Origin of the sequence: Blattabacterium cuenoti, from assembly GCF_014251255.1 — a bacterium.
GTDB lineage: Bacteria > Bacteroidota > Bacteroidia > Flavobacteriales > Blattabacteriaceae > Blattabacterium > Blattabacterium cuenoti_W.
Window position 1 is genome coordinate 147,129 of sequence record NZ_CP059182.1, and the last position, 21,108, is coordinate 168,236.

Consider the following 21,108-nt stretch of genomic DNA (forward strand, 5'->3'; position numbering starts at 1 on the left):
CATTGATTTTAAATCGCAACATCTCCTTTGAGATGAGGAAAAGGATTATAATTTTTTAATTGAAAATCTTTAAAACGAAATTCAAAAATATTCTTTATTGAAGGATTTAAAATCATCTGAGGTAAAGATCTTGGAATCCGTTCAATTTGCAATTTGACTTGTTTTACGTGATTATTATAGATATGTGCATCTCCTATGGTATGAATTAATTCTTTTGCTTTCAAGTTAAGAACTTGAGACGTCATTATAAGTAATAAAGCATAAGAAGCAATATTAAAAGGTAATCCAAGGAAAATATCTGCACTTCTTTGATACAATTGTAACGATAATTGTTTTTTTTCAAATACATAAAATTGAAAAAGCAAATGACAAGGTGGTAATTTCATATATTGAATCATTCCTACATTCCAAGAGGAGACGATTAAACGTCTTGAATGTGGATTGAATTTGATTTCTTTTATAACATTTTCTATTTGATCTATAAAATCCCCATTATAAGTGGGCCATTTTCTCCATTGAAGTCCATAGATAGGTCCAAGATCTCCATTTTCATTTGCCCATTCATTCCAAATAGATACTCTATTTTTGTTTAAATAACGTATATTCGTATTTCCTTGTAAAAACCATAATAATTCATGAATAATAGATCTAATACTTAGTTTTTTTGTGGTTAAAAGGGGAAATCCTTTTTCCAAATCAAATCTCATTTGATATCCAAATATACTTTTCGTTCCTACTCCAGTACGATCCATTTTTTCTATTCCATTTTTTAATACATATTTTAAAAGGGTTAAATATTGTATCATAATAAATATGAATTCTTTAATAAAAAAATGATTTCTTTTTTTAGAAGTATTTTTGTATACAAAAAATAAATAAAAACTATGAAAAAAGTACTCTTCTTTTCTACAAGAAGTGGATTTAAACTCTCAAAGAGGATAGCTGATCATTATGGCAATTTTCTAGGAAAAATTCGTTTTTTGGAATTTAGTGATGGAGAATATACTCCTTATTTTGAACAATCTGTTCGTGGATCACGAGTCTTTTTGATTGGATCTACTTTTCCTCCAGTAGACAATTTAATGGAATTACTTTTAATGTGTGATGCAGCTCGTAGAGCTTCTGCTCATAATATTACACTTGTAATCCCATATTTTGGATGGGCAAGACAGGATCATAAGGATAAACCTAGAACTCCTATTGCAGCAAAATTGATAGCGAATCTTATGGTTGCATCAGGTGCAACTAGAGTGATGACTATGGATTTACATGCAGATCAAATTCAAGGATTTTTTGATATTCCTGTAGATCATTTGTATGCTTCTAGAATATTTATTGACTACATAAAAAAATTGAAGATAGATCAATTGACTATTGCCTCTCCAGACATGGGAGGAGCAAAAAGAGCTAGGAGTTATGCCGGTTATTTAGGAACAGATGTTGTCATTTGTTACAAGGAGAGAAAAAAAGCAAATGAAATAGAGTTTATGAATCTTATTGGAAATGTAGAAGGAAAAAATATCATACTTATAGATGATATGGTAGATACAGCTGGAACTTTAACGGAAGCAGCTCATTTAATAAAAAAAAAAGGAGCTAAAAGTATACGTGCAATAGCGACCCATCCAGTATTATCTGGTAATTCATATGAAAAAATAAAAAAATCAGTTATTGAAGAATTGGTTGTGACTGATACTATTCCTATAAAAAAAACTTCTAATAAGAAAATTAAAGTTTTATCTTGTGCCCCTCTTTTTGCAGAAGTCATGCAATCTGTCCACAATGATGAATCAATAAGTAGTAAATTTTTAATTTAAATTACATCATGCAATATGTCAATATATACGGGAGAAAAAGAAATGTAGGAAAAAAAGCTATACGCTCTATTAGGCTTTCTGGAGGAATTCCTTGTATTTTATATGGAAAAAATATAAATATCCCATTTTGGACTTTTTTAGAAGAAAATCTAAAAAAATTAGTATCTGAATCAAAAATTTATTGGGTTTCTCTTCAAATAGAAGGAGATGGTAAAAAAAATATCAATGCAGTTAAAAAAGAAATTCAGTTGGACCCTATCAGTGAAAAAATATTACACATTGATTTTTGTAAAATAGAAGAATCCAAACCAATTACATTAGAAATTCCTATAAAAACTTTTGGAAGACCTATTGGTGTTTCTAAAGGAGGGGAATATTCTTCTTTTATTAGAAAACTAAAAGTTAAAGCTCTTCCTTCTTATTTTCCAGAAAATATTGAATTGGATATTAATAAATTAGATATAGGAGATAAAATAACAGTTAAAGACTTAACTACAAAAAAGTATACTATTTTGCATCCTTTAAATACTCTTTTAGCAAGAGTTAAACCATCTCGTGTTACTCTTAAAGATAAAGAAACTCAAGAAGATAATAAGGAAGATAAAAAAACAAATAAATAATGAATGAAAAATCCGATTTCTTTGGGAGAAGATCTAAATTTTATGAAAATAGCTTTGGAAGAAGCTTTTACAGCTTTTCATAAAGATGAAGTTCCTATAGGAGCTGCTATCATTTATAAAAAGACAGTCATAGCTAGAGCTCATAATTTAACTGAAACTTTTGGGGATATAACTGCACATGCAGAAATGTTGGTTATCCATTTAGCATCTCATTTTTTAGGAAAAAAATATATAAGAGAATGCACTTTATATGTTACTGTAGAACCATGTATAATGTGTGCAGGAGCATTGTTTTGGGCTCAAATTGGAAGAGTTGTATGTGGGACAAATAGTTCTAAAAGAGGATTTTTATGTACGGGAATAAAATTACACCCTAGAACTCAATTTAAGTCTGGAATTATGAAAAACAAATGTAGAAATATTCTGCAAAAGTTTTTTCTTTTAAAAAGAAAAATTTAACAGAACAAATAATTACTATATTATATATAATTAAGGTTTTTTGCTAATTTTCAATTTAATGAGAATAGGAAAAGTTGTCGTCAATACGATCAGTAAAATTATCCATTCCAGATGATTTTTTAATTTGGGAAAAGTTTTATCTAGATAATGTCCAGCCAACATGATAGAAAAAGTCCAAAACAATGCTCCGATAACATTATAAATCATAAATTTTTTAAAATCAATACGAATAGCTCCTGCGACTATAGGAGCAAAAGTTCTGAACATTGGAAGAAAACGACTTATAATAAGGGCAGTGGTTTTATATTTATTATAAAATAATTTTGCAATAGTAAGATGTTTTTTTTTAAAAAAAAAGGAATCTTTTTTTCTATATAATAAATTTCCAGATTTGTATCCTAACCAATACCCTTGCATGTTTCCAAGAATAGCAACACATGCTACAATTAAAATAATTACAAAAAATGGAACATTATAAAAGTTTTTGCATAAATCTTTTCCGAAGATTCCAGCAGTGAATAATAAGGAATCCCCTGGTAAGAAAAAACCTATAAAAAAACCTGTTTCTGCAAAAACAATTGCTAAAAGAATAAACAACGCTGTATTCCCAAAATACAAAAAAATCCATCTAGGATTAAACAAATGCTGAAAAAAATCCCAAAAATCTGACATTTTATTATATTGTGTCCGAATATAATCTTATATTACAACGAAAGATAAAGTTAAATATTTACATTTTTTATTATCTGTTGATAATTAGTAAAATAAATGTTTAAAATATTTATTTTTACATATTATTAAACATGCTTATCATATGGAATATCTTTTCAAATTTATTAATATTTTAGGATGGAATGCTAATATATTCTTTCTAATAATATTTTTCTTTATTTTAATTTTTTTATTGTATCAAATATTTTATTTCACTGATTAATGTTAATGATTTATTTTGTTATTTTTTCTTAAGCTTAAGTAAGTATGGAGGATCATCTTAGAAAAATTCTCTTTTTTAATAAAGAGGCTTACAAAAAACTTGAAATTTATTTATTTGAAAAGAAAATAGATATAAATAACATATTCATTTTAGTAGATGATTGTACCAATAAATATTGTCTCCCAATTCTTTTATATCATTTGAATTTTTTAGAAAAATCTAACATTATAAAAATTCAATCAGGAGAAAAAGAAAAAAACATTTATACATGCATTCAAATATGGAAAAATTTGGAAATTTTAAAGGCAAATAGAAAAAGTTTAATTATTAATTTGGGAGGAGGAGTCATTACAGATATTGGTGGATTTATCTCTTCTGTTTTTAAAAGAGGAGTTCGTTTTATAAATATTCCTACAACATTATTGGGAATGGTGGATGCTTCTATAGGAGGAAAAACAGGAGTCAATTTGGAGTCTATTAAAAATGAAATAGGTTCATTTTATTGTCCAGATCTTTTGATTATAGACCCGAATTATCTAAAAACTCTTCCTGAGAAAGAGATTCTTTCAGGAATGGCAGAAATGTTTAAACATGGATTGATAGCGGATAAGAATTTTTGGAAAGACATGAAAAAATATAAAATGGATGATATAAATAAAAATCAATGGAATAATTTAATCTATCAATCTATATTGATAAAAAATAAAATTGTGAAAAAAGATCCAAAAGAAAAAGGATTAAGGAAAATTCTTAATTTTGGACACACTATAGGTCATGCTTTAGAAAGTTATTTTATGAATCATTATGAAAAACTTTTACATGGATTAGCTGTGTCTATAGGAATGATATGCGAATCTTGGATTTCATATAAAATAAATGGATTATCAATAGATGATTATGAAGAAATAAAATCTATTCTTTTTGAATATTGTTATACGAAAATTCCAAAAACTTTTAAAGAAATTGATATAAATCAAATATTTTTAATTATGGAACATGATAAAAAAAACGAAAAAAATAAAATTCAATTTTCCTTGTTAGAGAAAATAGGAATTTGTTCTTACAATTGTCAAGTTCCTTATTCCTTAATAAAGGAAAGTCTTTTTCAAATTCAAATAAGAGAATAAAATTTGTATTTTGTATTGATTCCTTTTTTTTAATTCTTAAAAAGAAAAATGTATTTTCAAATACTATTATTTTTTTTATTTCACATTATCTGTAATTCAATAAAAATAAAATGAATGAAGGAAAAAGGAGAAAAATTAATTCCAATTAATATTGAAGATGAAATGAAATCATCTTACATAGATTATTCTATGTCTGTTATTGTCTCCAGAGCTCTTCCTGATGCTAGAGACGGATTAAAACCTGTACACAGAAGAGTTTTGTATGGAATGTATCAATTAGGAATTTTTTCTAATAATTCTTATAAAAAGTCAGCTCGTATTGTTGGAGAAGTGTTGGGAAAATATCATCCCCATGGAGATATTTCTGTTTATGAGACGATGGTTCGTATGGCGCAAAAATGGACGCTTCGTTATCCATTAATAGATGGACAAGGAAATTTTGGTTCTTTAGATTCAGATCCTCCTGCTGCAATGCGTTATACAGAAGTTAGAATGAAAAAAATATCTGAAGAAATGTTATTGGATCTAAAGAAAGAAACGGTAGATATACAACTTAATTTTGATGATTCTTTAAAAGAACCTACTGTATTGCCTACACGTATTCCTAATTTGTTAATCAATGGTTCTTCAGGGATTGCAGTGGGAATGGCGACAAATATTCCTCCTCATAATTTAAAAGAAACCATTACAGCGATTTGTGCTTATATCGACAACAACAATATTTCTGTAGAAAAAATAATGGAATTTATTAAAGCACCAGATTTTCCTACAGGAGGAATTATTTACGGTTACGATGGAGTTAGAAAAGCATTTCATACAGGAAGAGGACGAATTATATTACGTGCAAAAGTTCATTTTGAAGAAATTCAGGGAAGACAATGTATTGTTGTAGATGAAATTCCTTATCAAGTGAATAAATCAGAAATGATTACTAAAACAGTTGGATTAATGAAAGAAGGAAAAATGGAAGGGATTTATCAAATTCGTGATGAATCGGATAGAAAAGGATTACGCATAGTCTATGCTCTTAAACAGAATACCAATACAAATATTTTGCTAAATAATTTATTTAAATATACTTCTTTACAAACTTATTTTAATGTTAATAGTATAGCTTTAGTTAAAGGGAAACCCGTTTTATTAAATATAAAAGATCTCATTCAACATTTTGTCTCTCATAGACACGATGTCGTTATTCGTAGAACAAAACACGAATTGAAAAAATACAAAAATCGTGTTCATACTTTAATAGGATTTTTAACAATATTAGATCATATAGAGAAAATGATTGAATTAATAAAAAAATCTAAAAACCATAATGAAGCTTGTGATAGGTTAATTGAAAGATTTCAATTATCTAAAATACAATCTAAATCTATTTTAGACATGCGATTGCAAAGTCTTACATCTTTAGAGCTTAATAAAGTAAAAAAAGAATATGAAGAATTAGTTAAAAAAATAGAATTTTTAAAAAATGTTTTAATACATCATTCTACAAGAATGAAAATTATTAAGAAAGAACTTTTATCTATTAAAGAGAAATATCAAGATGAACGTCGTACAAAAATAGATTACATAGGACATGAAGTAAACATAGAAGATCTTATTGAAAATGAACAAGTTGTTCTCACTATTTCTCATGCAGGATATATCAAGAGAACTTCTTTATCTGAATACAAACGTCAAGGAAGAGGGGGAATAGGAAATAGAGGAGCTAGTACTAGAGAATCCGATTGTTTAAAACATCTCCTCATAGCTACAAATCACCAATATTTACTTTTCTTTACAGAAAAAGGAAAATGTTTTTGGTTAAGAGTTTATGAAATTCCAGAAGGATCAAAAATTTCCAAAGGAAGGGCTATTCAAAATATGATTCATCTTCAACAAGATGATAAAGTCAATGCTTATATACTTTCTGGAGATCTTACAAATAAAAATTATGTTAGAGATCATTATGTTATGATGGTGACTCAAAAAGGCATTATTAAAAAAACATCTTTAGAAAACTATTCACGTCCCAGAAAGGATGGAATTAATGCTATCGTTATTCGTAAAGGAGATTCCTTATTAGAAGCAATTTTAACTAAAGGGGATAGTGATGTTTTTATCGCTTTAAAAAGCGGAAGAATCATTCGTTTTTCAGAAAAAAAAGTTCGTTCTACAGGAAGAAATTCTTCTGGGGTAATAGGAATCAGTTTTACTGATACAAAAGATACTGCAATTGGAATGATTTGTGTTGAAGAAGATGAAAAAGGACATTTATTGGTAGTTTCTGAAAAAGGATTTGGAAAAAGATCCAATCTTGAAGATTACCGTATTACTAATCGTGGAGGGAAAGGAATAAAAACAATCAATATCACTATAAAAACAGGAAATCTAATTTCTATTCAACATGTGACGGATCAAGATGATCTTATGATTATTAAAAAATCAGGAATAATCATTCGTATATCTGTATCAGATATACGAGTGATGGGAAGGACGACTCAAGGAGTTAGATTAATTAATCTAAAAAAACATGATGAAATAGCTGATGTTGCAAAAGTTTATAAACCTATTGAAATTCATCATGAACCTTAACCATTAAAGTCTCGTAAAATATTTACACTTTCTGCTATATGAAAATCTTTTAATAAACTTTTTTTCCATTCTTTATCTTCCAAACTACTATCAATAATTTCGTAGGAAGGATGAATCATTCGCGATCTATATTTAGAGAAATAATTTTTCAAAAATACAATATTTTTGTTTCTCTTTTTTACTTTTAAATTTTCATAAAAAAATTCTTTCCAATTGAGAGAAACAGATTTTTTATCTGAAAATTGTTTTTCTATTAGTTCTAAAATTTTATCAATATTTATTAATAATTTTTTTTTCTGTTTCAAACGGTTTATGCTTTTTAACTTTATTTTTTCCAAGTTTACTTTTTCTTTCCAAATTTTGGAATAAGAAATAGGAGAGACATGATCCCATAACATAGGATTTTTTTGATTTTTTTCCATTTTTTTATTTCCATTATTACTTGGAATAACTATGTCTGAATTAACTCCCTTTAATTGAGTAGAACTTCCATTAATGCGATAAAATTTATTTATCGTCAATTTTAATGTTCCCAATTCTTCCTGATTAAAAAAGGGAAATTTTTTTATTGGAAATAAAGTTTGAACAGTTCCTTTTCCATATGTTTGAAAACTTCCAACAATAATTCCTCTTTTATAATCAGATATAGCAGCCGCAAGAATTTCTGAAGCAGAAGCAGATAATTCATTGACAAGGATAACAAGTGGTCCTTCCCAAAGGACTGGATGAATATTATTTTTTAATATTTTTATTTTTCCATAAAGTCTATTATTCCCTATTTGTACAATAGGAACTTTTCCTAAAAAAAAACCAGAAATTTCTACTGCTGATTCTAAAGACCCTCCTCCATTATTTCTTATATCTAGAATAATTCCTTGAATATTTTTTTTTTTTAGTTCTTGAATTATTTTTTTCATGTCTTGAACTGCATTTCTTCCTTTTTTATTCTCAGGATCAAAGTAAAATTCTGGTAAATAGATCAATCCATATTTTTGGCTCTTATTATCTAATATTGTCACGCTTTTTGCAAAAATTTCTTTCTTTTCAATTACATCTCTAATGAGAATAACATCTTCTGTTGATCCATTTTTTTTTTGAATTGTTAATTTTACTTTACTTCCTTTTTTTCCTCTTATAAGACGAATAGAATTTTCCAACAACATTCCTATAATATTATAAGATTCTGAATTGGGATATTTTGCGACTTTAATAATTTTATCTCCTCTTTCTATTTTATTACTTTTCCATGCGGGACCGCCTACTATGAGTTTAACAATTGTAACATATCCTTTATGATCTTGCTTCAATTCTACTCCTATTCCTTCTATTTTTCCAGATAGAGATAAATCAAAATTTTCCTTTTCCTTAGAAGAAAAATAATTAGTATGAGGATCATATTGTGAAATGATGGTATTTACATACATAGAAAACCAATCTGATTTTTTTTTCATTTTTAATCTTCTAAAAGATTCCAGAATAGTTTCTTCAACTTTTTTTCTAGATTCTTGTTCTTTTTTTATAAAAAAGTTTTTCCAAATATTTAAATTTTTAAAAACATTTTTTTGTTTATTTTGATTTATTATTTTCTCTTCTAGAAATAGAAGAGTTAAATATTTTAGAAATATTCTCCATTTTTCAGTCCATTCTTTTTTATTTTTAGGATAAAAATGCTTTAGTTCTCCAGGAATAAATATTTCTTTTTTATTAAAATCAAAAGGTTTCTTTAGTATTGTCAAACATAAATCTTCTCCTTCTTTGATTCTTTTATAAAAACATTTCATTGTGATGTGAAAAAAAGTTGGATCTCCATTAATCCAATCATCATCTAGTTTTTCTTTAAAGGAAGAAAGATCATTCATATCTTCTTGTAAGAAAAAATGTTTTTGAAGATCTAAATTATCTAAATATTTTCTATATACTTTTTTAGAAAAATCATTATTTATTTGAACAGGATTAGGATGTAAAAAATAAAGTGTTTTATATATTGTTTTTAATATAACACGGTGTGTTTTTTCTTCATTGCTGTTTTGGGAACAAAAACTCAATAAAAAAACAAGAATAAAACCAATTATTATATACTTAAAATTTCTAAATTTTAAATATGAATTCATATTCTTTTTTTTTATGCTTTATGCTAAAAATATAATTTTTATTATTTAATTCTTATAGAAAGAAACAAATGAAAAAAAAACCAATTATTTTAGTCACAAACGATGATGGAATAAGAGCTCCTGGTATTAGAGCTCTTATTCAGACAATGAATTCTTTAGGAGATGTATATGTAGTTGCTCCAAATAAACCTCAATCTGGAATAGGACATGCCATAACTATGGACACGATCTTATATTGTGATTCCATAAAAATTGATCATGGAGTTCAAAAAGAATGGAAATGTTCAGGAACTCCTGTAGATTGTGTAAAACTAGCTATTAGTCAAATTCTTCCAAAAAAACCTGATATTTGTGTATCAGGAATTAATCACGGATCAAATTCTTCTATAAATATTATGTATTCTGGAACAATTTCTGCTGTAATAGAAGCTGGAATAGAAGGAATTCCATCTGTTGGATTTTCCCTTTTAGATTTTGATTGGAATGCGGATTTTGAACCTTCAAAAGAATATGTACATCAAATTGTAAAAAAAATACTTCAAAACCCTATTCCAAAAAAAATTATTAGTCTTAATGTTAATATTCCAAAATTGAAAAAAAAACAAATAAAGGGAATTAAAATATGTAGACAAGCAGAAGCAAAATGGAAAGAAAACTTTGATCATCGTTATGATCCAAAAGGAAGATCTTATTATTGGTTATTAGGTGATTTTGTTAATTTTGATAAAAAATTAGATACTGATGAATGGGCATTAAAAAATGGATACATCTCTGTTGTTCCTATTAAATTTGATTTAACAGATTATACTCTTTTAAATATTTTAAGATCATGGAATTTTATATTGTTCATTTCTTTTTGTATCAGAAAAATTATTATATGAAGACAACTTTTATTTCTTTAACTTTAAAAGAGTTACAAGAGTCTAGTCTTAGAACAAAAAATTACTACTACAACATGGTTGTGAATTTATTTTATGATAAAAAAAAATAATCAATAACAGTTTATTGTGTCATCTTTAGAAGAAGATACTTTGAATCCAAAAAAATTTAAAGATTTTTTTGGACAACATGACGTTTTAGACAACTTAAAAATTTTTATTCAGGCTACTAAAAAAAGGAAAGAAGCTTTAGATCATATTTTATTTCATGGACCTCCTGGTTTGGGAAAAACAACTTTGGCTCATGTTGTAGCTAATGAATTATGTGTTAATATTACTGTAACTTCTGGTTCGGTTTTGGATAAACCTGGAGATTTAGCAGGACTACTCATTCATATGAGTTCAAATGATGTTTTATTTATTGATGAAATACATCGTCTTTCTCCAATAGTTGAAGAATATCTATATTCAGCAATGGAAAATTATAAGATAGATATTATAATAGATTCTGGATCTAATGCTCGATCTGTCCAAATTGATCTATCTCCTTTCACTTTAATAGGCTCCACAACAAGATCTGGATTATTAACAGCTCCTATGCGTTCCAGATTTGGAATAAATTTTCGTCTTACTTATTATCAAAAAGAATTACTAAAAAATATTGTACATAGAAGTGCTAAAATATTAAAAATTCCAATAACGGAAGAAGCTTCTTATGAAATCGCTAATAGAAGTCGTGGAACTCCACGTATTGCGAATTTTCTACTTCGTAGAATTCGTGATTTTGCTCAAATAAAAGGAAACGGAACTATAGATATTAATATTTGTAATTTAGGATTAAAAGCTTTGAATGTGGATAAACATGGATTAGATGAAATGGATAATAGAATTCTTACATATATTATTGATCATTTTAAAGGAGGCCCTGTAGGAATAAATACTATAGCTACAGCTGTAAATGAAAATTCAGAAACTATAGAAGAAGTTTATGAACCTTTTCTTATTCAAGAAGGATATTTGATAAGAACTCCTAGAGGAAGAAAAACAACAATGTTAGCTTATAAACATGTAAAAAAAAATTTTTCAAAAAAAAAATGTAAATAATAAAAAAATATCATTTATATTATTTATTAATAAATAAAAAAAATATCATGCCTTCAAATGTAATTGTAGGTCTCCAATGGGGTGACGAGGGAAAAGGAAAAATTACAGATTTACTTGCTAAAAATTCTGATTATGTTGTCCGTTATCAGGGTGGAAATAATTCGGGTCATTCGATTCATATTAATAAAAAGCATTTGATTCTTCATTTAATTCCATCTGGAGTTGTCTATCCGGATAATAAATGTATTATTGGTTCTGGAGTTGTAGTGGATCCTCAATCTTTACTTCAAGAAATAAAAAAAATAGAATCTATAGGAATAAATACATCTAAAGTCTTCTTGGAAAAACGTGCACATATAACTCTACCTTATCATCGTTTGTTAGATAAATACAAAGAAGAAGCTTTAGGAGATAAACCTATTGGAACAACACATCGCGGAATTGGTCCGACTTATGAAGATAAAATAGCAAGGGTTGGAATCCGTGTATTAGATTTATTAAATCTAAAAAATTTTCATAAAAAATTAAAAGATAATCTTGATTACAAAAATCAAATTATAACAAAAATATATAAAAGAAAACCTCTTTCTTTTCAATCTATATATGAAGAATATATAGAATATGCTAAATTTCTTTTACCTAGAATTATTGATTCTGTTTATGAGCTTCATGATGCTTTCAAAAAAAAGAAAAAAATTCTATTTGAAGGAGCTCAAGCAATGCTTTTAGATATAAATTATGGAACATATCCATATGTTACTCCTTCTTCTACTTCTACAGGAGGAGTATGTATAGGATCCGGAATTCCTCCTATTTTTTTGAAAAATTTTATTGGGATAGCAAAATCGTATTGTACGCGTGTGGGATATGGGCCATTTCCTACAGAGATTAGGAGTCCTGTAAATGAGATCATACGTGAAAAAGGAAATGAATATGGAGTGACTACAAAACGTCCAAGAAGATGTGGATGGTTAGATCTCTTCGCTTTAAAATATTCTTGTATGATTAATGGAATTAATTTTTTAATTATCACAAAATTGGATGTATTAAGCGAATTAGATTTTATAAAAGTTGGTATAGAATATAGAAGTCATGGAAAGAAAATACAACATTTTCCAGCAAATATAGATGAAAAAAATATAGAAATAATTTATATAGATTTTCCAGGTTGGAAAAAAGATATTTCTCATATTAAAGAATATGATGATTTACCAATCAATTGCAAAAAATATATTACCTTTATTGAAGATTATCTAAATCTAGAAATTTTATTAATTTCTATTGGATCTGAAAGAAATCAAAATATTATAAAAAATAAATCTTCTTTTTTTAAAATTTTTTCATAAAAAAATATTTCCTTATGAAAGAATATAAAAATCCTTTAGTAGAAAGATATAGTAGTAAAGAAATGTTATACAATTTTTCTTCTAAAAAAAAATTTTCTACTTGGAGAAAACTTTGGTTGTCTTTAGCAGAAGGACAAAAAGAATTAGGGTTAAATATTAATGAAGAACAAATCGATGATTTGAAAAAACATTTGGATGATATAGATTGGAAGAGAGTTGCTTTTTATGAAAAAAAATTTCGTCATGATGTCATGGCACATTTATATGCTTTTGGAGAAAAAGCCATCTTAGCTAAACCTATTCTTCATCTAGGAGCAACAAGTGCTTTTATAGTGGATAATACAGATCTTATTCTAATTCGTGATGGACTAGAGATTATACTGAACAAATTGATTAATGTTTTATTTCGTCTTAGAAACTTCACTTTAGAATATCATAATACTCCTACATTAGCTTACACTCATTATCAACCAGCTCAATTAACTACTGTAGGAAAACGTTCTACTTTATGGATGAACAGTTTACTTCTAGATATAGAAGAATTAGAATTTAGATTGAAAAATCTTTGTTTTAGAGGAGTGAAAGGAACTGTAGGAACAGCTGCTAGTTTTAAAGAATTATTTAATGGAGATTTACAAAAAGTAAAAAATTTAGAGAGAAAAATATCCAATCGATTTGGATTTAAAAATATTTTTTCTGTTACAGGACAAACTTATGACAGAAAAGTAGATACACAAATATTAAACCTATTATCAAATGTTTCTCAATCTTCTCATAAATTTAGTAATGATTTACGTCTTCTACAAAATTTAAAAGAAATAGAAGAACCGTTTGAAACGGAACAAATTGGATCCAGTGCAATGGCTTATAAACGAAATCCAATTCGTAGTGAACGTATAGCGTCTTTAGCAAAATATGTGATTTCATTATCAAATAGTTCAGCAATGGTTGCAGCAACTCAATGGTTAGAACGAACTCTAGATGATTCCGCAAATAGAAGATTAGTTATTCCACAGTCTTTTTTAGCAACAGACGCTATATTATTAATTTGGAATAATATAATAGAAAATATTATTGTGTATCCTAAAATGATTGAAAAACATATTAATCAAGAACTTCCGTTTTTAGTTACGGAATCAATTATTGTAGAAAGCGTAAAAAAAGGATCTAATAGACAAGAAATTCATGAAAGAATACGAATTCATTCTATGAATACAAATGAAAAAATAAAACTGAAAGGAAAAGAAAATGATTTTATTCAACGGATTTTAAACGACAATAAAATACCAATTGATGAAGAAAAAATGAATCAAATACTTGATCATAAAAAATTTATAGGATTTTCTTCAGAACAAACTTTAGAATTTGTTGATAAACAAGTAAATCCAGTGTTAAATAAATTTTATCATTTTATTAATGATTCTAATATGGATCTTAAAATTTAGGAAAGTTTAGGAAAAAAAAGATTTCTATTATTCAGATTCATACATGTCATATTTATATCAAAAAGATAGATAATAATTAATGAATTTAAGGATTTATATAAAGAAAAGAATTCCTTTTGATATTTATTCTAGAAAACTATCTAGAGAATTAAAAGAAATGGATATTTCATTATCTAAAGTAGTTGTTTATTATACATATGATATTTTTCACATAAAAAAAGAAATTTTTTTAGATAGTTTATATAAAATATTTGTAGATCCTGTTACAGATATTTTATGTAGAAAAATACATCTAAAAAATCCATATTTTTTTATCGAATTCCTTCCAGGAAAATATGACAGACGCGCGGATGCTGCTATGCAATGTCTAAAAATGATAGATCCTTTATCTACCGTTTTTATAAAAACAGGTCAGCTAATAAAATTGATAGGATTGACTTCTTCTTCTCATGAGGATTTTTATAAAATAAAAAGATATTGCATTAATCCTGCTTTTTGGAAAGAGAAAAATATTCATGAAAAAATAATTTATTATCCTTTTTTTATTAGGAGTGTTTGCAATATTCCTAATAATATCCATAGAAAAAAAAAGAATGATAGACTTCATAAGAATGATAAAAAGAAAAACCATTCTATTCTAGATGGTTTTATTCATTCTACTCATGAGAAAATAAAAAATATTCATAATACATGGGGTTTTTCTATGGAATTGAGTGATTTACTTTTCATCAAAAAATACTTTATTCAAGAAAATCGTAATCCAACGGAAATGGAATTACGTATTTTGGATGCTTATTGGTCTGATCATTGTCGTCATACTACATTTCTTACTACATTAATAGATATAACTTTTGATGGAAAATTTAAAGAAATATATCAGAATATTTTTAATGAATATTTAAAAGATAGAGATTTAATAGGAAAATCAAAAGATCCTATCAATCTAATGGATTTATCGAGTCTCCCATCTAAAATTCTTTATAAAAAAGGAATTTTGGAAAAAAATTATGTGTTTTCTAAAGAACATAATGCTTGTGTTATCATGGTGGATGTGGATATTATTCATAATAATAACAAAAAAAAGGAAAAATGGTATTTATTATTCAAAAATGAAACACATAATCATCCTACAGAAATTGATCCTTTTGAAGGAGCTTATACTTGTATAGGTGGAGCTATTAGAGATCCTTTATCTGGAAGAGCTTTCGTTTATCAATCTATTAGATTAAGCGGAGCAGCAGATCCAACTTTTACAAAAACTTTGAATGGAAAATTACCACAACGGAAAATATGCCGTGAAGCAGCTTATGGATATAGTTCTTATGGAAATCAAGTAGGAGTAGCAACAACTCACATTCATGAAATATATCACGAAGGATACAGAGCTAAAAGAATGGAAGTAGGAATGGTAATTGGAGCTGTTCCAGTTGATGCTGTGAAACAAAAAAATCCAAAAAAAGGAGATGTTATTTTATTAGTTGGGGGATTAACAGGAAGAGATGGAATAGGAGGAGCCACATCCTCCTCTAAAGAATATCAATGTAAAAATCATCATCATCATAACAATATTCAACAAATACAACAAGGAAATCCAATTATAGAAAGACAACTCCAAAGATTTTTTAGAAAAAAAGAAGTCGTCTCCTTAATAAAAAAATGCAATGATTTTGGTGCAGGGGGGGCTGCAATAGCTATTGGAGAATTGAGTAATAGTTCAATTATTCATTTGGATAAAATTCCAATTAAACAAAATGATTTAGAAGCTATAGAAATAGCACTATCAGAATCTCAAGAACGTATGTCTGTTGTATTAAACCCTTCTAATGTAAAAACATTTATCAATTTAGCTCGTGAAGAAAATCTTATATCCGTTCCCATAGCTAAAGTAACTGATAATAAAAGAATAATATTGTATCATAAGAAAAAAGAACTTTTTAATTTAAAAAGTTCTTTTTTAAACACAGGAGGATCTGATAAGAAAAAGGTTGTTCACGTTAGTTCCCCTGATTCCATTTCTCCTTTTGAAAAATCAAAAAATATTACTTTCAGTAAAAAAACATTTTTTAATACTCTTTCTTTATTAAATATTGCATCTCAAAAAAGTCTCGTAGAAATGTTTGATAGTACTGTAGGGGGGACCACAGTACTAATGCCATTTGGGGGAAAGTATCAGATGACCCCTTCCGAAGGAAGTGCTCAAAAAATTCCTGTGTTATATGGAAAAACAACAACAGTCAGTTTAGCTTCTTGGGGATTTCATCCAGAAATATCTATTTGGAGTCCTCTTCATGGAGGCATTTATGCGATTGTAGAATGTATTTCTAAAATTGTTTCTATGGGAGGTTATTATAAAAATACTTATTTGAGTTTTCAAGAATATTATCAAAAATTAGGAAATGATCCAAAAAATTGGGGAAAACCATTTTCTGCTTTATTAGGGGCTTATCATGCACAAATGTCATTTGGAATCGCATCTATTGGAGGAAAAGATAGTATGTCCGGTACATATAAAAACATTCATGTTCCTCCAACATTAATAGCTTTTGGAGTCTCAACTAATTCATGTTCCAATGTGATATCTCCTGAATTGAAAAAAATAGGAAATAAAATCTACTTTTATCATCATCGTCTTTTGAAAAAAGATATGCCAGATTTTGATTCTATGAAAAAAGCATATCTTCAAATTTATGAAGGAATTCGTTCTGGAAAAATTGTTTCTGTAAAAACTATAAAAGATGGAGGAATCTCCATTGCCATTGCAAAAATGTCTTTTGGAAATCGTTTGGGAGTTTCTATTAATTGTAAAAATCATTTATTTGAAATGAATATAGGATCATTAATAATAGAATCCTCATCTTCTCTTTCAAAAGATTTTATTTTAATAGGAGAAATTGTTTCAAATAAATATTTGAATTTTAATGGAATCCATATAGATATAGATGAAGCTATAGAAATTTGGATGAAACCTTTATCTTCTATTTTTTCAAAAAAAATAAAAAAATATCGTAAAAATCATAAAAAAATAATTTTTCAAAAGAATAAAAAAGGAAAAAAATTAGTTTCTTCACAAAAAAAAATCCTATGGAAAAAAAAAGGAGTCCCACGTGTATTTATTCCAATATTTCCTGGAACAAATAGTGAATTTGAATCTATTTATGCATTTGAAAAAGAAAAAGCAATAGTAAAAACTTATGTATTTAGAAATCTAAATAGTAAAGAAATTGTTGAATCTATATATCAAATGGAAAAGCAGATAAAATCTGCACAAATATTTATGTTATGTGGAGGATTTAGTGCTGGAGATGAACCTGATGGTTCGGCCAAATTTATTACGTCTGTATTACAAAATAAAAACATAAAAAATGCTATTTCTCAATTCTTAGATCATGACGGATTAATTTTAGGAATTTGTAACGGATTTCAGGGGTTAATTAAATCAGGGCTGTTACCTAATGGTAAAATAACATTAAGGAATTATAAGTCTCCTACACTTACTTATAATGAAATAGAAAAACACATATCACAATGTGTTCATATCAAAATTATTTCAGATCAATCTCCATGGTTAAATGGGATGAAAAATAAAATATATATACTTCCAGTATCTCATGGGGAAGGAAGATTTTATGCTAATGAAGAAACAATTAATGTTTTATTTAATAAAAGGCAAGTAGCATCACAATATGTTGATTTTCAAGGAAATCCTTCTTTAGAAATTCCGTATAATCCTAATGGATCTGTTAGGGCAATAGAAGGATTATTAAGTGAAGATGGAAGAATTTATGGAAGAATGACTCATCCAGAACGATGCTACGATCACGGATTATTAAAAAATATACCTAAGATTAAAGAACATTCTATTTTTAGAAATGCTGTACAATATTTTTTATAAATAAATTATTTTTAATAAAAAAAATATTATGAAAATAGCCATATTTTGTGGAAGCATATCAGATAAAATAATTATGAAATCAGCAGATAAAATATTAAATAAATTTAATATAAGTTATAAAACTTATGTAATTTCAGCACATAGATTACCAGATGTTTTATCAGAAAAAATAAAAAAAATAGAAATAGAAGAAGGAGTAGAATTAATTATTGCAGGTGCTGGTTTATCCGCTCATTTACCAGGGTTTATCGCTTCAAAAACTGTTTTACCAGTTATAGGAGTTCCAATTTATCATGATCATAATAAAAATGGATCTTTAGGTGGGATAGATGCTCTTTTTTCTATGGTACAAATGCCTAAATATATTCCTGTTGCTACAGTGGGGATAAACAATGCATATAATGCTGCTTTATTAGCAATTCATATTTTATCCATAAAATATAAAGATATCAAAGAATCATTACTAAAATTTAGAATGGATGCAAAAGAAAAATTAATCAATGAAATAGAGTAAGTCATATTGATTATGAGAAATAAAATAATGAAAAAAAAGTTTTTATCAGAAGGAAAAACAAAAAAAATCTATTCTACAGAGAATCCACATGAAATTATTCTTCACTATAAAGATAGTATAACGGCTTTAGATGGAGAAAAAACAGAATTTATACAGGACAAAGGGATTTTAATTAATGAAATCACAACATTTATTTTCAAGTTTCTTAATTCTTATGGAATAAAAACTCATTTCATTCGTAGAATAAATAATAGAGAACAATTGTGTGTAAAAATGGATATGATTCCATTAGAGTTTGTCGTTCGTAATATTATTTCTGGAAGTTTGTCTAAGCGTTTGGGAGTAAAAGAAGGAACTCATTCTAAGAATGTGATTTTTGAAATTTTTTACAAAAATGATGCATTAAATGATCCATTTATTAATGATCATCATGCAGTTTTTTTAGAAATTATTTCCTATGAAGAATTAAAAGAAATTTATAAAATTATACTAAATGTTAATAATATTTTGAAAAAATATTTTTTTGAAAAAAATATTTTATTAGTAGATTTTAAAATAGAATTTGGAAAAAATGAAAACAATCAAATTTTACTTTCTGATGAAATCAGTCCTGATACTTGTCGTTTTTGGGATAAAAAAACAATGAAAAAACTTGATAAAGATTTATTTAGAATAGGTCTTAGCAAGAATAAGAATAAAGAATTTGTTTTTGATGCTTATATGGAAGTATTAAAACGATTAAATATTGATTGTCTCCATTAATTGATTTTTAATTATGGTAAAAAGATATTCTTTTTACAGAAAAAAAAGATGATATCTCAATTGTTCTCTCCTGTTTTCAAAGGAAACAATCATCGGAATGATTCTGATGATAAATTTCATGAGGAGTGCGGTGTTTTTGGTATTTATTCTCCTCATAAAGTAGATACATTTTCTTTAATTCAATTTGGGTTATTTTCATTACAACACCGGGGGCAGGAAGCTTGTGGATTTTCTGTTTTACGAGATGGATTTATTTTATCTCATAAGAGTGAAGGTCTTGTTTTAGATTCTTTTCTAGAAATTGCAAATTCTAAATGTTATCATGGAAATGCTGTGATTGGACATACACGTTATTCTACAGAAGGAGGACAAAGTAAAAAAAATATTCAACCATTTTTTGGAGAAGATTCTCAAGGAAAAAGTACTATTTCTATAGTTCATAATGGAAATCTAGTCAATGCTAAAAAAATTCGTAAAAATCTAGAATCAAAAGGAATCACTTTTTTATCCGAATATTCGGATTCCGAAGTGATTTTACGTTTGATACAGAGATATTTACATAAATATGATAATAATTTAGAAACTGCTATTCAAAAAACTACTCTTGATATTCAAGGAGCTTATTCTGTTATTGTTCTTACAAAGAATAAGATGGCTGCATTTAGAGATCCAAATGGAATTCGTCCTTTATGTTATGGAATGCTCAATGAAAAAACTTACATATTTAGTTCAGAAACTTGTGGAATAGATTCTGTAGGGGGTTATTATATAAGAGATCTTTTTCCAGGAGAAATGGCTATAGTAGATCAAAAATCTATACGATTTTCTCTACTTACAAAAAAAAAATATACAAAAAGAAGAACATGTTCTTTTGAATATATTTATTTTTCTCGTCCTGATTCTTTAATTGAAAATATAAATGTTTATGAAATACGTGAAAAAAGTGGAGAAAAACTTTATGAACAATATCCAGTAGAAGCGGATGTCGTTATTGGAGTTCCAGATTCCGGAGTTCCAGCATCTATTGGATTTTCCAAAGCATCTGGAATCCCTTTTAAACCAATCTTGGTAAAAAATAAATATATTGGGAGATCTTTTATTCTTCCTAAACAAGAAATACGTGAACGTATTGTTAATCTAAAACTAAATCCTATATTAGATGAAATTAAAGGGAAACGAATTGTTATTGTTGATGATTCCATTGTTCGTGGGACGACTAGTCGTAGATTAGTTTCTATCTTAAGAAAAGCAGGAGCTAGAGAAATTCATTTCAGAAGCGCTTCTCCACCTATTATAGGTCCATGTTTTTTAGGAGTGGATACACCAAGTAAAAAAGATTTGATTTCACATAATCTAAATAAAGATGAAATAGCTAAAATTTTAGATGTAGATAGTTTAGAATTTTTAAGTATAAAAAATCTAATAAAAATACTTGGAAGTAGAAATTACTGTTTTGGTTGTTTTACTGGAAATTATCCAGTTCATATTCATAAAAAATGATTGTATCTTTTTGTCAATT

Annotated in this window: 16 protein-coding genes; 13 read left to right on the plus strand and 3 right to left on the minus strand. The window is 27.0% G+C overall.

The genetic code is table 11. The annotated features are described in order from the left end of the window. Positions 1-8 precede the first annotated feature (8 nt). A complete protein-coding gene (locus H0H77_RS00700; RefSeq protein ID WP_185851692.1) occupies positions 9-806 on the minus strand; it encodes a thymidylate synthase in 798 nt (265 codons plus the stop codon). Between the two features lie 78 nt (positions 807-884). Between H0H77_RS00700 and H0H77_RS00705 the strand changes: the two genes are divergently transcribed. Genes H0H77_RS00705 through H0H77_RS00715 form a run of 3 tightly spaced genes read left to right on the plus strand, consistent with a single transcriptional unit; the run spans position 885 to position 2,896 of the window. Next, on the plus strand, positions 885-1,817 hold the full coding sequence (locus H0H77_RS00705) for a ribose-phosphate diphosphokinase (protein WP_185851693.1): 933 nt from the start codon (positions 885-887) through the stop codon (positions 1,815-1,817). 8 nt (positions 1,818-1,825) lie between these two features. Further along, a complete protein-coding gene (locus tag H0H77_RS00710; protein ID WP_185851694.1) occupies positions 1,826-2,437 on the plus strand; it encodes a 50S ribosomal protein L25 in 612 nt (203 codons plus the stop codon). A gap of 42 nt (positions 2,438-2,479) precedes the next feature. After that, on the plus strand, positions 2,480-2,896 hold the full coding sequence (locus H0H77_RS00715; protein WP_185851839.1) for a nucleoside deaminase: 417 nt from the start codon (positions 2,480-2,482) through the stop codon (positions 2,894-2,896). Between the two features lie 30 nt (positions 2,897-2,926). Here the strand turns inward: H0H77_RS00715 and H0H77_RS00720 are convergent, their stop codons facing one another. Further along, positions 2,927-3,568, minus strand: coding sequence for a DedA family protein (locus H0H77_RS00720; RefSeq protein ID WP_185851695.1), 642 nt, complete (start codon positions 3,566-3,568; stop codon positions 2,927-2,929). 306 nt (positions 3,569-3,874) lie between these two features. On the opposite strand from H0H77_RS00720, the gene aroB reads away from it, so the two are divergent. Both aroB and gyrA read left to right on the plus strand, forming a co-directional pair. Continuing rightward, positions 3,875-4,957 (plus strand): 3-dehydroquinate synthase, encoded by a 1,083-nt coding sequence (gene aroB, locus H0H77_RS00725; RefSeq protein ID WP_185851696.1) that lies wholly within the window; start codon positions 3,875-3,877, stop codon positions 4,955-4,957. A 114-nt stretch (positions 4,958-5,071) separates the two neighbouring features. Next, complete coding sequence (gene gyrA, locus H0H77_RS00730; protein ID WP_185851697.1) at positions 5,072-7,537, plus strand: DNA gyrase subunit A; 2,466 nt, start codon at positions 5,072-5,074, stop codon at positions 7,535-7,537. Here gyrA and H0H77_RS00735 read toward each other — a convergent pair. After that, complete coding sequence (locus H0H77_RS00735) at positions 7,534-9,648, minus strand: carboxy terminal-processing peptidase (protein WP_185851698.1); 2,115 nt, start codon at positions 9,646-9,648, stop codon at positions 7,534-7,536. The genes gyrA and H0H77_RS00735 overlap by 4 nt on opposite strands. 68 nt (positions 9,649-9,716) lie before the next feature. Here H0H77_RS00735 and surE point away from each other — a divergent pair, with 68 nt between their 5' ends. From surE to purF, 8 genes are all read left to right on the plus strand, one after another. Then, positions 9,717-10,529, plus strand: coding sequence for a 5'/3'-nucleotidase SurE (gene surE / locus H0H77_RS00740; RefSeq protein WP_185851699.1), 813 nt, complete (start codon positions 9,717-9,719; stop codon positions 10,527-10,529). Positions 10,530-10,655: 126 nt separating this feature from the next. Further along, positions 10,656-11,630, plus strand: coding sequence for a Holliday junction branch migration DNA helicase RuvB (gene ruvB, locus H0H77_RS00745; protein ID WP_185851700.1), 975 nt, complete (start codon positions 10,656-10,658; stop codon positions 11,628-11,630). 47 nt (positions 11,631-11,677) lie between these two features. After that, positions 11,678-12,976 carry an adenylosuccinate synthase gene (locus tag H0H77_RS00750; RefSeq protein ID WP_185851701.1) on the plus strand — a complete coding sequence of 433 codons (1,299 nt, stop codon included), beginning with the start codon at positions 11,678-11,680 and terminating at the stop codon, positions 12,974-12,976. A 14-nt stretch (positions 12,977-12,990) separates the two neighbouring features. After that, positions 12,991-14,421, plus strand: a complete 1,431-nt coding sequence (purB, locus tag H0H77_RS00755) for an adenylosuccinate lyase (RefSeq protein ID WP_185851702.1) — start codon at positions 12,991-12,993, stop codon at positions 14,419-14,421. A gap of 79 nt (positions 14,422-14,500) precedes the next feature. Next, positions 14,501-18,313, plus strand: a complete 3,813-nt coding sequence (locus H0H77_RS00760) for a phosphoribosylformylglycinamidine synthase (RefSeq protein WP_185851703.1) — start codon at positions 14,501-14,503, stop codon at positions 18,311-18,313. Between the two features lie 28 nt (positions 18,314-18,341). Continuing rightward, positions 18,342-18,827, plus strand: coding sequence for a 5-(carboxyamino)imidazole ribonucleotide mutase (purE, locus tag H0H77_RS00765; protein WP_185851704.1), 486 nt, complete (start codon positions 18,342-18,344; stop codon positions 18,825-18,827). Between the two features lie 27 nt (positions 18,828-18,854). Beyond that, positions 18,855-19,589, plus strand: a complete 735-nt coding sequence (gene purC / locus H0H77_RS00770) for a phosphoribosylaminoimidazolesuccinocarboxamide synthase (protein WP_238783806.1) — start codon at positions 18,855-18,857, stop codon at positions 19,587-19,589. Positions 19,590-19,637: 48 nt separating this feature from the next. Further along, positions 19,638-21,089, plus strand: a complete 1,452-nt coding sequence (gene purF / locus H0H77_RS00775; RefSeq protein ID WP_185851706.1) for an amidophosphoribosyltransferase — start codon at positions 19,638-19,640, stop codon at positions 21,087-21,089. Positions 21,090-21,108: the final 19 nt, after the last annotated feature.